Raw genomic sequence first — 15,768 nt, forward strand, 5'->3', positions numbered from 1 at the left:
TTGTGGATAGATAGGTCGGCAGGTCTGACGCCCGCTTTCAGCTTTTTCACAAAAGTGTCAATAAATATAGCAAATTACATAAAACAAATATCATATCTTTAATGTCATTTATTTATTTTTTATCTAACTTTGCGAAACTTTGTTTTGTTTTATCTATGAAAGTTTAAGGAATCTCAACGTTACATTTGAACAACAATTCATCACACTGCTGGCGCGGGCGCCAGCGTGCCGACCCGACTTCAGATAAGCTCGAAAACCGCGCCTCCGATTACCGCATGCTCGTACCGTCACATCGCGGTACACCTGTTCCATCCTGGAACACTTATCCCCCCTCACCGCCCGGCATGACGCGCCCTGCGCCGATGGCATGAAGCTTGCACAACAAGGGGATCGACCGTGCTCAGGGAGCAGCATCATGGAACACTACCAACTGGCCGGCAGCGGCCGCTCAGGCACGCGACCGGCCTGGCGCAGCATCGTGTGCTGGGCGCTGGCGCCGGCTTTTTTCCTGCTGGCCACCAGGCTGGACCTGGCCGAACGGCTGACGCATGCCCTCTGGCGCCAGGAACACTGGCAACTCGATGAATTGGCCCTGAGCCTGCTGCTGCTGGTGCTGGCACTGGCCGGCTTTGCCGTGCGGCGCGGACGCCAGGTGGCGCTGCTGCTGGCGCAGAACCGCGCCCTCACGCAGCGCCTGCTGCGCGCGCAGGAAGAGGAACGCTGCGCGCTGGCGCGCGAGCTGCACGATGAAGTGGGACAAGACTGCACGGCCATCCGCGCCGCCGCCAGCTATATCCTGCGCGCAAGTGCCGGCGACCCGGCGAATGTGCAGGCGTGCGCCGCCAGCATCGCCCGCTCTGCCGAAGCGCTGCATGCGATGGTGCGCACGATGCTGCGCCGGCTGCGCCCGCCCGTGCTCGACAGCCTGGGCCTGGAAGCGGCCCTGCAGGCGCTGTGCGACAGTTGGGCGCAGCAGCACGGCATCGCCTGCCGTTTCGCCCCGCAGGCCATCCCCGCCGATCTCGACGACAGCACCGCCACGGCCATCTACCGCCTGGTGCAGGAAGGTTTGACGAATGTGGCGCGCCACGCCGGCGCCGACCATGCCACGGTGGAATTGCGCGCCGATGCGCACGGCTTGCTGCACCTGGCCATCGAAGACAATGGCCAGGGTTTGCGCCAGGATCTGCAGCAGGATGCCGGTTTCGGCATGCTGGGCATGCGTGAAAGAGTGGCCGGTCTGCGCGGCCATATCCGCTGGATCAGCGCACTGGGCAACGGCTTGCGCATCGAAGTGGCCATGCCATTGACGGCCAGCGCCGCATGAACATGCGCCCGATCCGCGTGATGCTGGTGGATGACCACCCGGTGGTGCGCACAGGCTACCGGCGCTTGCTGGAACAGGGCGGCGAGATCGCCGTCGTGGCCGAGGCAGGCAATGGCGAAATGGCGTATGGCTTGTACCTGGAGCACGCGCCCGACGTCTGCGTGACGGATTTGTCCATGCCCGGCATCGGCGGCCTGGAATTGCTGCGCAAGTTGCTCGCCCGCGACGCTAGCGCCCGCGTGCTGGTGTTCAGCATGCACGACACGCCACAGCTGATCGCGCGCGCGCTCGACGGCGGCGCCTGCGGCTTCGTCAGCAAGCAAGCCGACCCGGAACACCTGGTCGACGCCGTGCGCGCCGCCCACGCGGGCCGGCGCTACCTGGACCCGCACAGCGCGCCCGGCGTGCTGCAGGGCACGGCCCGCATGGAAGCGGACCGTTTGAACAGCCTGAGCCAGCGAGAATTCGAAATCTTCCGCCTGCTGGCCGAAGGCCACAGCGCCGCCGACTGCGCCCGCCTGCTGCACGTGAGCAGCAAGACGGTGGCCAACCACCAGACCTGCATCAAGGAAAAGCTCGACGTGCCCGGCCCCGCCGCTTTGGTCCATCTTGCGCTGCGCAATGGCGTCATCGAACACATTCAGCCTTAAAACGCGTAGCGCAAGCCCACATTCACGCTGCGCGGCGCACCGGCCGCATAAAACGTTGCATTGACCATCGGATATTCACCGTTCACGGCCGGCAGCGGCCGGGCACTAAAATTACCGTTGGCATCGAAACCCGTGGCCCCCAGCTGGGCCGCCGTCGCATATTTCCGGTCGAACAGGTTGTTCACCTGGGCAAATACGCTCAGACGTGGCGTCAGCTGGTATTTGCCATTCAGTTCTACCACGGCATAACCGCCGCTCTTGCCCGAACCCAGGTACGCTGGCCCGCCCGCCTGGTGCTGCTTGTTTTCATTGCCGCGCGCATAGGCGCTCGACACGGCCGCCAAGGCCAGGCCCACCGTCCACTCGCGTCCGCCCTGATAATCCACGTGCGCTTTCACAATGTGGCTGGGTGTCAGGGGAATGCGCTTGCCCGGCGTGATGACGATATTGCCTTCCAGGCCGGGCGCGTCCGCGTCGCTGCTGCTGTTGGCGCTGCCGTTCACGGTTTCCCGGCTTTGATACGTTGCCTGCAGCCACGTGTAGTTGACGCCGAAGTCCAGCGTGCCCGCCTTGCCATCCGCTGCCAGCTCCACGCCCTGGTGGCGCGTCTTGCCGAAATTCTTGAAATAGCCAAAACCGGCCTGATTGTCGGCCACGAACAGGATATCGTCGTGGTTTTCCGCGCGGAACACGCCCGCGCTCCAGCGGGCCACATTGGCGAGCTTGCCGCGCACGCCCGCTTCCCACGTCTTCGTCACCACCTGTTTCAAGGGCGGGTCGCCCGCCATGGCGTTGGGCAGGCGGCAAGGATTTTCCGGGTCGGCGCAACCGAGTTCGATGGCCGTCGGCGTGCGGCTGCCTTCGTTGTAGCCGAGATACGCGCTCACGCCCGCGGCCGGCGCATAGGCCAGGCCGATGGCGGGATTGAAGCGGCTGAAACGGTGGTCGCCGTCCAACGAGCCACTGCCGCCGCCGGGCGTGATGGCGTCGCGGTTGCGCACCGTGCTGCGGTTGTAGCGGCCGGAAACAGTCAAGGTCAAATCTTGATTGAACGCAATGCTGTCGCTCGCATACACGCTCCAGGTGCGCATGCGTCCGCTCAAGTCGACCCGGTTGTCCACTGGCGTGCCATCGTCGTCGATTTCCGTGCCGTCGGCAAAAAAGTCGACGGGCGTGATGCTGCGGTCCGGATTCAGGTAGCCGAACTGGCTGGTCTGGCGGAAGGTGGCGTGGCTCGTGTCATAGGCGGTGCCGGCCGTGACGGCATGGCGCGCTCCCGCCACATCGGCCAGCACGGTGAACTGGCCGGAGAGCCCATAGTTTTCCTGCTGCGTATGGCTGCGGTTGATCATGCCGTTGCATTTTTCGGCCGGCTCATCGTTCAACAGCACGTTGGCGATGCAGCGCCACTTCGGAAACGGCGTATTGCCTGCATTCGCCCCGCTGGCGGGAAAGCCCGTGTAGCCGGCCGCCGCCAGCGCCGCCCGCTCGGCCGCGCCGGGCTGGTAGACGGACTGGTCGAGCGACTCGTCGTTCAGGTCGCCGTTAAACGTGTGCGTGTCGATCTTGCGGTAGTACACATTGCCGGACAACAGCAAGGCCTCGCCGGCCTGGTGCTTGCCCGTCAGGTTCAGCAGGGTCGACCTGTTCTGCGTCAAGTCGGGCTTGGTGTAGACGCTGCGGTAATCGCGCGCCAGCAGGCGCTGCTCCTGCAAGCCGTTGCCCGTCAGCGCATTGTCCGCGTGGGCCACGGTGGCGGCAATGTCGGTGCGCGCATCGCTCCAGCCCAGCTTGCCAAACACCTGGCGCACGTCGGACGGTGTATCGTCGCGCCAGCCGTCTTCCTTGAAACGGTTGCCCGTCACATACCAGTGCCAGCCTTGCGCATTGCTGCCGCCATGCTCGACTTCGACGGCGCGTCGCTGGTGCGAACCCAGGCGCGCCTCGATGGCGGTGCCGGGGCTGCTCCTGCCATCCTTCGTTTGCAGGGCCAGCGCGCCACCCAGGGTGTTCAAGCCGAACAGCGGATTCGAGCCTGGCATCAGGGTCAGCGAGGCTATCGCCATGCGCGGGATCAAGTCCCAGCTGACGACGTCGCCAAACGGCTGGTTCAAGCGCATGCCGTCGAGGTAGACGGACAGACCCTGCGGCGTGCCCAGCAAGGGCGACGCCGTATAGCCGCGGTAGCTGACGTCGGGCTGGAACGGATTGTTCTGCACTTCGTTCACAACCACGCTGCCCAGGTTGCGGCGCAAAAAAGCCGAGATATCGAGCGCGCCGCTGCGGGCAATCTGCTGCGCGCTGGCCGTCTGCACGGGCGCGGCGAGCGCATCGCGCGGCTGCTCCACGGTGGGCAGCGGCATGCTGCCCGTGATGATGACGGTGGGCAAGTCGCCCGAGGTGACCAGGCTGGTGGCCGGGCTGGCATCGCCGGCAAGGTCGGCGGCCTGCGCCTGGCACAGCGCCATGGCGGCGGCGGCGAATAAAGTCAGTTTCATGCGTATCCCCGTTTTTATAGTGGTTTTTATTGCGTCCAGTATCGGACAGCCACCAGGGATGAACTAGGGAAAAATTCCCGCCGTGCAGGGAAGCGGTAACAAAGTCAGCGCTGCAGCGGCAAGTAGCTCTGCTTCAGCTGGCGCAACACGAAACTGGATTTGCTGTGGCGGATACCGGGAATTTTGTATAAACGCTCGCGCAGCAGGCGTTCATAGTCGCGCGTGTCGCTGACCGCAATGCGCAGGTAATAATCGTAGTCGCCCGAGACGAGAAACGCTTCCAGCACTTCCGGAATCATGGCCAGCGCGTGGCCGAACTCGAACAGGGCCTGGTCGGAATGGTCGTCCAGCGTCACTTGCACGATGACGGTGTCGGCCAGCCCCACCTTGGCCGCGTTGACGTTCACCGTGTAGCCCTCGATAACGCCATCGTCTTCCATGCGCTTGATGCGCGCCCAGCATGGCGACGAGGTCAGGCCTACCTTGGCGCTCAGCTTGTGCAGGCTGATGCGGGCATCCTGCTGCAGGGCCGTCAGGATGGCGAGGTCGAATTTATCCAGCTTCATTCTGTCATATCCTTATTTCACAGCAAATTTTTCTGAATATTGTATTCTATACGAGAAAACCAGCAGCCTTTTCTGCCGGGGCAAGCAGAAAATAGACCCATGAAACCCGATCCCGCCCCCCTCCTCGCTCCCGCCCACGATCTTGCGCCGCGCAACGGCGCCAGCGTCCTCATCGACACCCTGCTGGCGCTGGGCGTCGACACCGTCTTTGGTTATCCGGGCGGCGCCGTGCTGCCCCTGTACGACGCGCTGCACGCGCAGCCCCGATTGCGCCACGTGCTGGTGCGCCACGAACAGGCAGCCGTACACGCGGCCGAAGGGTATGCGCGCAGCACGGGTCGGCCCGGCGTGGTCTTCGTCACCTCAGGCCCCGGCATGAGCAATACCACCACGGGCTTGCTCGACGCCCTATGCGATTCGATTCCCCTCATCTGCATCAGCGGCCAGGTGGCCACCACCAGTATCGGCACGAACGCCTTCCAGGAATGCGACGCGCTGGGCATTTCGCGCCCCGTCACCAAGTGGAACCGGCAAATCCGCACGGCAGAGGAAACGGCGGCCGTGGTGCAGGCAGCGTACGCGCAGGCCACGCAAGGCCGGCCCGGCCCCGTGCTGGTCGATTTCCCCAAAGACTTGCAGCTGGCGCTGGTCAAGGAAACGGCGACGCTTGCCCCCAGTATGCCGGCCAGCGCCCCCCTGCCCGGCAGCGCCGACCTCGAACATGCCGCCAGCCTGATCGCCTCCGCGCGCCAGCCCGTATTCTATGGCGGCGGAGGCCTCATCAATTCCGGCCTGGATGCCTGCGCCGCCTTCCTGCAACTGGTAAAGCTGGCGGCCGCGCCCTGCACCTTGACCCTGCTGGGCCTGGGCGCCTTTCCCGCCTCGCACCCGGCCTTCCTCGGCATGCTCGGCATGCACGGCACCCTGGAAGCGAACCTGGCCATGCACCACGCGGATCTGATCGTCTGCGTCGGCGCCCGCTTCGACGACCGGGTGACGGGGCGGCTGGACGCTTTCTGCCCCGGCGCGAAAATCATCCACATCGATATCGACCCGGCCTCGATCGGCAAGGTGGTGCGCGCCGACGTGGCCCTGCGCGGCGACTGCGCGCCCGTGCTGGCCGCATTGCTAACTACCTTGCTGGCGCAGCTGCGCGGACGATTGCTGGCGGACCGCCAGCCGTGGTGGCGGCGCATCGATGGCTGGCGCGCACAGGACTCGCTGGCGTTTGTCGACACGCCCGACGTCATCGCGCCACAGGCGCTGATGCGCCGGCTGCAGGCGGCGCTGGAGGGACAGGACGCCATCGTGTCCACCGACGTGGGCCAGCACCAGATGTGGGCGGCGCAGCACTTGCGCTTCGAGCAGCCGCGCCGCTGGCTGACCTCGGGCGGCGCCGGCACCATGGGCTATGGCTTGCCGGCCGCCATCGGCGCGCAAATCGCCCATCCTGGCAAGTGCGTGGTGTGCGTCAGCGGCGATGCTTCGATTTTGATGAATATCCAGGAATTGGCGACCGCCACGCAGCACCGTCTGCCCGTCAAAGTGGTGTTGTCGAACAATGGCTACATGGGCATGGTGCGCCAGTGGCAGGAGCTGATACACGACGGGCGCTACAGCCACAGCTACACGGAAGCGCTGCCCGATTTCGTCGCCCTGGCGCGGGCGTTTGGCTGGCAGGCGCACACGGTAAGCCGGCGCGAGGAACTCGATGCGGCGCTGGCAGCCTGCCTGGCATCCGAAGGCCCCTACTTCCTCGACGTGCGCGTGCATGGCGAGGAAAACTGCTTCCCCATGATGGCCCCCGGCGCGGGGCATCATGAAGTCACGTTGGCGAAAGGCGTGGTATTTCAGGAACCCGGTGCATAAAACCGGTAACCCCGCAGCGTCAAGCCCATATTCGGTAAACCCAGTAACTTTCATCATCGCGGCTGGCACGCGCCAGTTCGGTGGGGCTCAAGCCCGTGATGGCGCGCACCTCGCGGCACAGGTGGGCCTGGTCGGCGTAACCGCCCTCTGCGGCGATATCGCTCCATGAAGCATTGCCTTGTAGCATGGCCTCGCGCGCGTCGAGAAACGACTGTTCCGCGCGGCGCATGCGGCGCAGGGTGCGCATGGGCTGGCCGGCCCAGGCCTTGATGCGGCGCTCGATATTACGCACGCCGCTGGCCAGGCCCGTCGATGCCGCCTGCACGCCCAGGCGGCGCACCCAGTCCTGTATGGCGCCGGCCGGATGGTCGCCGCTTTTGCGCGCCACCGCCCAGCGCGGCGCCAGGAACGCTTCCACCAGCGCGATGCGCGCCGCGTCGTCGGATGCGGCCAGCACGGCATCGGACAGCGCCAGCCAGTCGGCGTCGAACAGCGGTTCGAGCGGGCGCACCTGGTCGAACAGGACGGCCATGTCGATGCCCGTCAGCGCATGCAGGGCGGCCGGATACAGCATCACCATGAACGAGTGCACGGGGCCGGGGTTGTAGCTGACCAGCGGATAGCCGCGCGGGCCGCTGAACAGGGCGGGCGGCATGCGCACATGCAGCAGGTCGGGGCCGGGCGCCGCTGCCTCGACCTCGCCCGCGATGGTCCACAGCAGGCAGCACATGGGCGTGGCGGGAAAACGGTTCAGGCGCTGCGCCGGCGGCAACGGCGCGCAGCGCGTGGTGTCGCGCACGAGGAAGGCGCGCACGCAGGAAGCGAGCGCGGTGCGCGGCGCGATCAGGCGGGTCAGGGGCGTAGGGGCGGCAGGCATGGCGACGATTGTACCGGCAATTTCCGGCTGCGCGCGATGTCGTATTCGTTCAAGACGCGGGCGCGCAAGCGCGCTACAGTGATGCCATTGTCGCCATCCACCAGGAGTACGCCATGCCCCCACTCGACCACGCCATCGCGCCCGCCGCCGCCACGGCACTGCGCCAGATCCGCCAGTTGCCGGGGCCTTTCGCCCTGCCCATCATCGGCAACGTGCTGCAAGTGAAACTGCCGCGTATCCACCGCGACGTGTAAGGCTGGGTGCGGCACTATGGCCCCTACGTGCGCGCCTGGTTCGGCCGCACCCTGGTGCTGGTGGTGGCCGACAGCGAAGCCGTGGCAGCCGTACTGCGCGACCGCCCGGACGGCTTCCGGCGTCCGCTGTCGAGCTATATCGTGTCCGAGGAAATGGGCGGCAACCCCGGCCTGTTCCTGGCCGAGGGCACGGAGTGGCGCAACCAGCGCCGCATGGTCATGGCCGGCATGGCGCCGGGCGCCATCAAGGCGTATTTCCCCGCACTGCTGACGGTGGCGCAGCGCCTGCAGCGGCGCTGGCATCTTGCCGCCACGCAAGGCCGAGCGATCGGCCTCGATGGCGACCTGAAACGCTACACGGTCGACATCATCGCCGGCCTGGCCTTCGGCACGGAAGTCAATACGCTCGAATCGGGCGAGGACGTGATCCAGCGCCACCTGGACGCGATCCTGCCCGCCGTGGCGCGGCGCAGCCTGTCGATGCTGCCGTACTGGCGCTACTTCAAACTGCCCGTCGACCGGCGCCTGGACCGCGACGTGGCCGCGCTGGACGTGGCCGTGGCCGACCTGGTGCGGCAAGCGCGTGCCCGCCTGGAGCTCGATCCCGCGCGGCGCGTGCGCCCGCCCAACCTGCTCGAAGCCATGATCACCGCCGCCGACGAAGCCGACAGCGGCGTGGATGACCGCGCCGTGGCCGGCAATGTACTGAACATGCTGCTGGCCGGCGAAGACACGACGGCCAACACGCTGTCCTGGATGATTTACCTGCTGCAACGCCATCCACACACCCTGGAGAAGGCGCGCGAGGAAGTGCGGCGCCTGGCGCCCGACGTGGCGCACTTCACCCTGGCGCAAATGGACAGCCTCGACTACCTTGGCGCCTGCGCCAGCGAAGCCATGCGCTTGAAACCGGTGGCGCCCTACATCCCGCTCGAAGCGCTGCGCGACACGGTGGTGGGCGACGTGGCCGTCCCCGCCGGCAGCATGCTGTGGTGCGTGATGCGCCATGACAGCGTCTCCGATGCGCACTTTCCCGATGCGCAGGCCTTCAAGCCCGAGCGCTGGCTGGAGGAAAGCAGCGAGGCCAACAACAAGCGCGCCGCCATGCCCTTCGGCGCCGGCTTGCGCACGTGCCCCGGACGCTATCTGGCCTTGCTGGAAATCAAGATCGCCATGGCCATGCTGCTGGGCAGCTTCGACATCGCCGGCGTCGACACGCCAGATGGTGGCGAGGCGCAGGAACTGATGGGTTTTGTGATGTCGCCCATCGGCCTGACGATGCGCCTGGCGCCGCCGCAGTGATACCATGGGGAACACCTCATACACTTGAATTTCTCCATGACAATCCGCCTGGAATCGCCGCAGCAAGCCGACGTGCAAACCCTCATCGCCGAGCTTGATGCCTATCAACAGACCCTGTATCCGGCCGAATGCGTGTATTCGCTGGACCTGGCGTCCGTGCCGCCGGACAGCCTGCTGTTTGCCGTCGCCCGCGATGCGGCGGGCACGGCGCGCGCCTGCGGCGCCATCGTCGTCACGCCCGCCTTTGGCGAGGTCAAGCGCATGTACGTGCACCCGGACAGCCGTGGCCTGGGCCTGGCCAGGCGCCTGCTGGCCCTGCTGGAAGAGCAGGCGCTGGCGCGCGGCTGCCGCTTGCTGACCCTGGAAACGGGCATCCACCAGCCCGCAGCCATCGCCCTGTACGCGCGCCACGGCTATCAACAGCGCGGACCCTACGGCGACTATCGCGACGATCCGTTCAGTGTCTTCATGGAAAAACCGCTGCAGGTGGCGGCATGAGCACGCCCGCCGACAGCTTGCTCGACATCCGCGCGCGCCTGCGCGCCTTTGCCGGGGAACGCGACTGGGACCAGTTCCACACGCCGAAAAACCTGGCCATGGCCCTGTCCGTGGAAGTGGCGGAACTGGCCGAACACTACCAGTGGCTGCCCACGGGCGCGGATGCCGAGCTGGACGAGGCGAAGCGCACGGGCATCCGCCACGAACTGGCCGACGTGCTGATGTATCTGGTGCGCCTGGCCGACAAGAGCGGAGTCGACCTGCACGCAGCCGTACTGGAAAAGATGGTGCTCAACGCGCAGAAATACCCGGCGCAGCAGGTGCGCGGCGACGCGCGCAAGTATAGCGAGTACTGATACCCCCATCCGTGCGTGGCTGCTGTCTAAAAAGGCGTAGCATCCAGGCATGCGTATTCCTCTATCCCTGCTGCTCGCTGGCTTGCTCGCGGGCCCACTGTACAGCGCTGTTGCGCTGGCGCAAACCGCGCCCGTGCCGCAAGTGACAGTGGATGCCACGCGCGACCCCGTGGATAAATCCTACCGCAAGATGCTGCAGGGCGTGGACCGCTTCGAGCGCGACCGTGCGCTGGCGCCGCAGGCGGTGTTGCGCTTTCGCTTGCTGCCGCGCCAGCCCGGCGTGGACATGACGGGCGTGCAGCTGCGCATCGCCGGCGACACCGTCAGCATCGCGTTACCATTGACCGAGGACAACAGCTTTGCCCCCGTGCGCCATGCGCAAGCCGCGCGCGAGGATGCCGTCCTGATCGCCAACCGCAAGGCGTCCAGCATGAGCTGGCGCGCGCAGGTCATCACGCCCGGCTTGCCGCCCGGCACGCGGCGCCTGGGCGACTTGCGCCTGGAATGCCGCGCCGGCATGGATTCCGGCCTGATTTCAAATGACCCGCAAATCATCGCCTGGCTGTCCAGCATGCTCTACAGCACCGACAAGGTGTGTTCCGAGCCTGACGGCAATTATTTGTTCTTCACGGAGCGTCCCCTGTTCGGCGTGACCCTCGCGCATGGCGAACGCAGGGTCACGCTACCATTCAAGATGCTGTACGCGGGCGGCGAGCAAACCCCCGCCTCGCTGGCCTATTGCGATTGCCAGGTCTTGCTTGACCGCACGTATTACGCGCCCTTGTGGGATAGCAGCTGGCCCGACGACACCCTGCTGGAATTTACTTATATGGACGAGGTGGTGCCATGAAATGGCTTGGCGTTTTCGCTCTGGTGCTGCTCGCCGCCTGCTCCGGCACGCGCGCCTTGCAGGCAAGCAAGACAGTGCCTTACGCTATCCTGGAACAGACGGTGCAGCCGGGCAGCAGCACGCGCGAGCAGGTGCGCGCGGCGCTGGGAGACAGCACGTCCATCCGTTTCGACAGCGGCAATGAAGTGTGGATGTACAGCTACCCGGCCGCTGCAGGCGCGCAGGGCGAATATGTCATTTTGTTTGGCGGAGATGGGGTGGTGAAGAAGGTACGCAGCGGCCAGGTATACCAGGTACGCAAGTGACCCCCGCCAGCGTTGCGCTGGCAGGGGTGGCATGCTTATCTTGCCTTCAGCAAGGCCCGTGTAGCCATGCCCGCGCCCACGCTGCGGCCCACACCGCCAGCATTGCGCTTGGGCGACGCCTTCAGTTTGAAAATGCCGATCGACTGGGCTACGCTGTCGGTGCGCTGCGCCAGGCTGGTGGCAGCCGCAGCAGCCTGCTCCACCAGCGCCGCATTCTGCTGCGTGATGCCATCCATGTGGATGACGGCCTGGTTGACTTGCCCGATGCCCTGGTTCTGCTCGCGCGTAGTGGAGGAAATCTCGTCCATCACTGCCGTCACGCGGGCCACCGAGGCGATCACTTCCGTCATGGTGACGCCCGCATTGCTGGTCAGCACGCTGCCCGCATTCACGGTGGCGATCGAATGGTCGATCAAATTCTTGACTTCCTTGGCCGCCGTCGCCGAGCGCTGCGCCAGGCTGCGCACTTCACCGGCCACGACGGCGAAGCCGCGGCCATGCTCGCCCGCACGCGCCGCTTCCACGGCCGCGTTCAAGGCGAGGATATTCGTCTGGAAGGCGATGCCGTCGATCAGGCCGATGATGTCGAGAATCTTGCGCGACGACGTGCTGATTTCATTCATCGTGGTGACCACTTCGCTGACGATGGTACCGCCCTTGGCGGCGACGGTGGATGCCTGCGCCGCCAGGTCGTTGGCCGTGGCCACGTGGTCGGCGCTGTTTTGCACCGTGGACGTCAGTTCTTCCATGCTGGCCGCCGTCTGCTCCAGGCTGGAAGCCTGCGATTCGGTGCGGCTGGACAAGTCCATATTGCCCGTGGCAATTTCCGCCGTAGTGACGCGGATTTCCTCGAAGTTGGCGCGCACGTCGCCGATGATGCTGTGCAGGTTGATGTTGGTCTGGCGCAAGGCCGCCATCAATTGACCCATATCATCATCACGCACCTTGTCGATGACACCCGTCAAGTCGCCACCGGCCATCTTGCGCGCCACCGTGATGGCGTCGCTCAGGGGCGCGGCCAGCGAATTGTGCAGATGGGCCCAGAAATACAGCATCAGTGCGACGGCTGCGGCGGCAACGCCGCTAAGCCAGCTGCGCGTGGCCGTGCTCGTATCGCCATCGATATTCCACACGGCGCAGCCGAGGATGGCCAGCACCACGCCAAAGACGATGCAATGCAGGGCCAGGTCTTGCGACAGGCTCAGCTTGCGCCACTCGGCCAGCTTGGCGGCCCAGCCCTGGCGCACGACGCGGCCATTGCGGATCGCCAGGCGGGCACTATTGCCGTCCTTGAAACTTTTATACAGGGCTGCCGCTTCGTTGATCTGCTCGCGCGTGGGCTTGGTACGCACGGACATGTAGCCGATCGGGCGGCCATTTTCGATGACGGGCGTGATATTGGCAAAGACCCAATAAAAATCGCCATTCTTGCAGCGGTTCTTGACCATGCCAGTCCATGGCATGCCCGTCTTGATGGTATCCCACAGGTCGGCAAACGCTTCGGCCGGCATATCGGGATGACGCAGAATATTTTGTGGCGCACCCAGCAGTTCCATTTCTGAAAAACCGCTGACTTCAATGAAATACTGATTGGCGTAATTGATGTTTCCCTGTAAATCCGTGGTGGAAACAATCGTCATGCCTTCATTTAATACGTATTCATTTTGCGTGATAGGTGTATTGACCCGCATCGTCTCTCCTCTATTTTTTCAACTAGCATAACAAAAGCATAAAAACAATATACCACATCAAGCACCAGCGAGATATCGCCACGACGACAGTGACGCAAGTCAAACAATTTAATAAAAGTCAATTTCTTTATGCTTTAGAATTTACTTTAAATTAACTTGATTGATTTTATTGAAATTCAAAATTTCAATAGCATGCAGCATGGATAATTAATTAAATATTATTTATTGTTATCCGGCTCGATAAACAAGCCGCCTACGCCGATTAAAAGATGGCAACGCCAGTCCAATAGGAAAAATACATGGCGCAGCCATCTGCGTTAGTAACGCAGCAATAAGGTTCATTTCTTTGGGGGGGGAATAAAAACTGGCGCGAACGCGCCAGTGGGGGATATGTCTCCAATCCGCGACACAGGCGCCGGGGCGCCTGTGGGGATGGCTTACTTAAATGACTTACGCGGCGGCGACTTCGGACGCGGTGCCGCAGGCTTGCGCTCCGTGGTGCCGTCATCCAGGCTGATGCGCAGTTTCTGGCCCGAGACCACGACCGATTTCAGGTGGTCGAGGATTTCCGGCGGCATGCCTTCCGGCAGGTCCAGCACGCTGTAGTTGTCAAAGATATCGATGCGGCCAATATGCTTGGCTTCCAGGTTCGCTTCGTTGGCGATGGCGCCGACGATGTTGCTTGGCGTCACAGCGTGCTCGCGGCCCACTTCGATGCGATAGGCCGTCACGCCTGGGCGTGGACGTTCCTTCTTCGGCGCGCGCGGCGCTGGTGCAAGTGCTGCGTCGCCCGCGTCGGCCGGCGCATCCTTGAACGCTGGCGCGGACTTGGCGGCAAACGGCTTGCGTGGCGCGGCTGGCGGCGCCAGGTCCGGTGCGTCGCCGTCACGGCTGATGCGCAGCTGCTGGCCCGCGACCCACACGGTTTTCAACTGGTCCAGCAATTCTTTCGGCATGCTGTCCGGCAAGTCCAGGACGCTGTAGTCGTCATAGATTTCGATGCGGCCGATGTTTTTCGAATCGATGCCCGCTTCGTTGGCGATGGCGCCCACGATATTGCCCGGTTTCACGCCATGCTGATGACCTACCTCAATGCGGAAGGTTTGCATGCCGGCGTCGGCTGGACGGGAGATGCGTTCCTTTTTCGGGAAGGCAGGACGTTCGCCACGTTCGCTGCGCTCGAAGCGGTCGCCCCGTTCCGGACGGTCGTTGCGTTCGAAGCGGTCTTGGCGCACAGGGCGGTCGTCTTGCCACGTGGCTTGCTCGCGCGCCTTGTTCTTGTCCAGCAACAGAGGTACATTGCCACGCGCCATCTTCGCCAGGGCGGCGGCGATTTCGATGGCGGGAATGTTTTTCTCGCGTTCGAAATCTTCGATCAGCGACTGGAACTGCTCCAGTTCGCCCAGGGCCAGGGTTTCGCTGATCTGTTCCTTGAACTTGGCGATGCGCACGTCGTTGACGGCCTGGATCGTCGGCAGTTCCAGCATGCCGATCGGCTGGCGGGTCGAGCGTTCGATGGCTTTGAGCAAGTTCTTTTCGCGCGGGGTGATGAACAGAATCGCTTCGCCGCTGCGGCCGGCGCGGCCCGTGCGGCCGATACGGTGGGTATAGCTTTCCGGATCGTGCGGCACGTCGTAGTTGACGACGTGGCTGATGCGCTCGACATCCAGGCCGCGGGCGGCCACGTCGGTTGCCACGAGGATGTCGATCTTGCCGTCTTTCAACTGCTGGATCGTGCGCTCGCGCTGTGCTTGCTGGATATCGCCATTGATGGCGGCAGCGGAGAAGCCGCGTGCCTGCAGCTTGCCGGCCAGCTCTTCCGTGCCCAGCTTGGTGCGGGCAAAGATGATCATGCCGTCAAACACTTCCGCTTCCAGGATGCGGGTCAAAGCGTCCAGCTTGTGCATGCCCGACACCAGCCAGTAGCGCTGGCGAATGTTGTCGGCCGTGCCCGTCTTGGCGGCGACCGTCACTTCGGCCGGGTTCATCAGGTAGGTGGTGGCGATACGCTTGATGACGGAAGGCATGGTGGCCGAGAACAGGGCCGTTTGATGGCCTTCCGGCGTTTCTTTCAAAATGCGTTCGACATCGTCGATAAAGCCCATGCGCAGCATTTCATCGGCTTCGTCCAGCACCAGCGTTTTCAGCTTGGACAGGTCGAGCGAACCCTTGTCCAGGTGATCGATGACGCGGCCAGGGGTGCCAACGATGACATGCACGCCGCGGCGCAGGGCCGACAGTTGCGGGCCATAGCTTTGGCCGCCGTAGATCGGCAACACGTGGAAGCCGGGGATGTGAGCAGCGTACACCTGGAACGCTTCGGCGACCTGGATGGCCAGTTCGCGTGTCGGTGCCAGGACCAGGGCTTGGGGTGAGCTTTGTTTCAGATCAATGCGCGACAGGATCGGCAAGGCGAAGGCGGCGGTCTTACCCGTGCCTGTTTGCGCCTGGCCCAGCACGTCGCGGTTAGCGAGCAATAATGGAATCGTGGCCGCCTGGATAGGCGACGGTGTTTCGTAACCGACATCCTTGAGCGCGCGAATCAGCGGCTCGCTCAGGTTAAGGTCGGAAAATAAGGAAATTGGTGTATCAGACATGAAATCACTCACAAGTTCGCTCGAATCGCCCAATGCGAAAGAGTGTATCTGCTAGTTTACTCTTTACTGGACCTTACCGGGTGGCTGCATGCCGCAGAACGCCGTTTTTTGCGCCATATCTACCGAAA

14 protein-coding genes are annotated in these 15,768 nt (G+C 63.9%); 9 read left to right on the plus strand and 5 right to left on the minus strand.

All coding sequences use genetic code 11. From position 1 onward, the window contains the following. Positions 1-415: 415 nt before the first annotated feature. Positions 416-1,327 carry a histidine kinase gene (locus tag ACQ4WP_RS21805; protein WP_436524307.1) on the plus strand — a complete coding sequence of 304 codons (912 nt, stop codon included), beginning with the start codon at positions 416-418 and terminating at the stop codon, positions 1,325-1,327. After that, positions 1,324-1,977: a response regulator transcription factor gene (locus ACQ4WP_RS21810; RefSeq protein WP_436524309.1), complete on the plus strand. Its 654-nt coding sequence runs from the start codon at positions 1,324-1,326 to the stop codon at positions 1,975-1,977. Before ACQ4WP_RS21805 ends, ACQ4WP_RS21810 begins: the two co-directional genes overlap by 4 nt. Here ACQ4WP_RS21810 and ACQ4WP_RS21815 read toward each other — a convergent pair. Together ACQ4WP_RS21815 and ACQ4WP_RS21820 are read right to left on the minus strand one after the other, a co-directional pair. Continuing rightward, entirely contained in the window at positions 1,974-4,475 is a 2,502-nt protein-coding gene (locus ACQ4WP_RS21815; protein WP_436524311.1) for a TonB-dependent receptor, read from the minus strand. The genes ACQ4WP_RS21810 and ACQ4WP_RS21815 overlap by 4 nt on opposite strands. Before the next feature lie 104 nt (positions 4,476-4,579). Further along, a complete protein-coding gene (locus tag ACQ4WP_RS21820) occupies positions 4,580-5,041 on the minus strand; it encodes an Lrp/AsnC family transcriptional regulator (RefSeq protein ID WP_436524313.1) in 462 nt (153 codons plus the stop codon). A gap of 99 nt (positions 5,042-5,140) precedes the next feature. Between ACQ4WP_RS21820 and ilvB the strand changes: the two genes are divergently transcribed. Beyond that, a complete protein-coding gene (ilvB, locus tag ACQ4WP_RS21825) occupies positions 5,141-6,910 on the plus strand; it encodes a biosynthetic-type acetolactate synthase large subunit (protein ID WP_436524315.1) in 1,770 nt (589 codons plus the stop codon). A 19-nt stretch (positions 6,911-6,929) separates the two neighbouring features. On the opposite strand, the gene ACQ4WP_RS21830 is transcribed toward ilvB, so the two are convergent. Next, on the minus strand, positions 6,930-7,787 hold the full coding sequence (locus ACQ4WP_RS21830) for a helix-turn-helix domain-containing protein (protein ID WP_436524317.1): 858 nt from the start codon (positions 7,785-7,787) through the stop codon (positions 6,930-6,932). Positions 7,788-7,900: 113 nt separating this feature from the next. Between ACQ4WP_RS21830 and ACQ4WP_RS21835 the strand changes: the two genes are divergently transcribed. From ACQ4WP_RS21835 to bamE, 6 genes are read left to right on the plus strand one after another with little or no spacing between them, the layout of a single operon-like run. Further along, positions 7,901-8,041, plus strand: a complete 141-nt coding sequence (locus ACQ4WP_RS21835) for a hypothetical protein (RefSeq protein WP_436524319.1) — start codon at positions 7,901-7,903, stop codon at positions 8,039-8,041. Positions 8,042-8,068: 27 nt separating this feature from the next. Beyond that, on the plus strand, positions 8,069-9,343 hold the full coding sequence (locus ACQ4WP_RS21840) for a cytochrome P450 (protein ID WP_436524321.1): 1,275 nt from the start codon (positions 8,069-8,071) through the stop codon (positions 9,341-9,343). Between the two features lie 36 nt (positions 9,344-9,379). Next, positions 9,380-9,841, plus strand: coding sequence for a GNAT family N-acetyltransferase (locus tag ACQ4WP_RS21845; RefSeq protein ID WP_436524323.1), 462 nt, complete (start codon positions 9,380-9,382; stop codon positions 9,839-9,841). Beyond that, positions 9,838-10,197 (plus strand): nucleotide pyrophosphohydrolase, encoded by a 360-nt coding sequence (locus ACQ4WP_RS21850; protein ID WP_436524325.1) that lies wholly within the window; start codon positions 9,838-9,840, stop codon positions 10,195-10,197. Before ACQ4WP_RS21845 ends, ACQ4WP_RS21850 begins: the two co-directional genes overlap by 4 nt. A gap of 49 nt (positions 10,198-10,246) precedes the next feature. Continuing rightward, on the plus strand, positions 10,247-11,047 hold the full coding sequence (locus tag ACQ4WP_RS21855; RefSeq protein ID WP_436524327.1) for a hypothetical protein: 801 nt from the start codon (positions 10,247-10,249) through the stop codon (positions 11,045-11,047). Continuing rightward, positions 11,044-11,352 (plus strand): outer membrane protein assembly factor BamE domain-containing protein, encoded by a 309-nt coding sequence (bamE, locus tag ACQ4WP_RS21860; RefSeq protein WP_436524329.1) that lies wholly within the window; start codon positions 11,044-11,046, stop codon positions 11,350-11,352. Before ACQ4WP_RS21855 ends, bamE begins: the two co-directional genes overlap by 4 nt. A gap of 35 nt (positions 11,353-11,387) precedes the next feature. Here the strand turns inward: bamE and ACQ4WP_RS21865 are convergent, their stop codons facing one another. Together ACQ4WP_RS21865 and ACQ4WP_RS21870 are read right to left on the minus strand one after the other, a co-directional pair. Continuing rightward, positions 11,388-13,043, minus strand: a complete 1,656-nt coding sequence (locus ACQ4WP_RS21865) for a methyl-accepting chemotaxis protein (protein ID WP_436524331.1) — start codon at positions 13,041-13,043, stop codon at positions 11,388-11,390. A gap of 437 nt (positions 13,044-13,480) precedes the next feature. After that, positions 13,481-15,640 (minus strand): DEAD/DEAH box helicase, encoded by a 2,160-nt coding sequence (locus ACQ4WP_RS21870; RefSeq protein WP_436524333.1) that lies wholly within the window; start codon positions 15,638-15,640, stop codon positions 13,481-13,483. Positions 15,641-15,768 lie beyond the last annotated feature (128 nt).

Origin of the sequence: Janthinobacterium lyxosi (assembly GCF_051380665.1) — a bacterium.
Classification (GTDB): domain Bacteria; phylum Pseudomonadota; class Gammaproteobacteria; order Burkholderiales; family Burkholderiaceae_D; genus Janthinobacterium.

Coding starts and splice junctions, on each gene's coding strand:
- ACQ4WP_RS21835 (WP_436524319.1), top strand. CDS start 7,901: ATGCCCCCACTCGACCACGCCATCGCGCCCGCCGCCGCCACGGCACTG.
- ACQ4WP_RS21815 (WP_436524311.1), bottom strand. CDS start 4,475: ATGAAACTGACTTTATTCGCCGCCGCCGCCATGGCGCTGTGCCAGGCG.
- bamE (WP_436524329.1), top strand. CDS start 11,044: ATGAAATGGCTTGGCGTTTTCGCTCTGGTGCTGCTCGCCGCCTGCTCC.
- ilvB (WP_436524315.1), top strand. CDS start 5,141: ATGAAACCCGATCCCGCCCCCCTCCTCGCTCCCGCCCACGATCTTGCG.
- ACQ4WP_RS21865 (WP_436524331.1), bottom strand. CDS start 13,043: ATGCGGGTCAATACACCTATCACGCAAAATGAATACGTATTAAATGAA.
- ACQ4WP_RS21805 (WP_436524307.1), top strand. CDS start 416: ATGGAACACTACCAACTGGCCGGCAGCGGCCGCTCAGGCACGCGACCG.
- ACQ4WP_RS21820 (WP_436524313.1), bottom strand. CDS start 5,041: ATGAAGCTGGATAAATTCGACCTCGCCATCCTGACGGCCCTGCAGCAG.
- ACQ4WP_RS21830 (WP_436524317.1), bottom strand. CDS start 7,787: ATGCCTGCCGCCCCTACGCCCCTGACCCGCCTGATCGCGCCGCGCACC.
- ACQ4WP_RS21845 (WP_436524323.1), top strand. CDS start 9,380: ATGACAATCCGCCTGGAATCGCCGCAGCAAGCCGACGTGCAAACCCTC.
- ACQ4WP_RS21810 (WP_436524309.1), top strand. CDS start 1,324: ATGAACATGCGCCCGATCCGCGTGATGCTGGTGGATGACCACCCGGTG.
- ACQ4WP_RS21850 (WP_436524325.1), top strand. CDS start 9,838: ATGAGCACGCCCGCCGACAGCTTGCTCGACATCCGCGCGCGCCTGCGC.
- ACQ4WP_RS21870 (WP_436524333.1), bottom strand. CDS start 15,640: ATGTCTGATACACCAATTTCCTTATTTTCCGACCTTAACCTGAGCGAG.
- ACQ4WP_RS21855 (WP_436524327.1), top strand. CDS start 10,247: ATGCGTATTCCTCTATCCCTGCTGCTCGCTGGCTTGCTCGCGGGCCCA.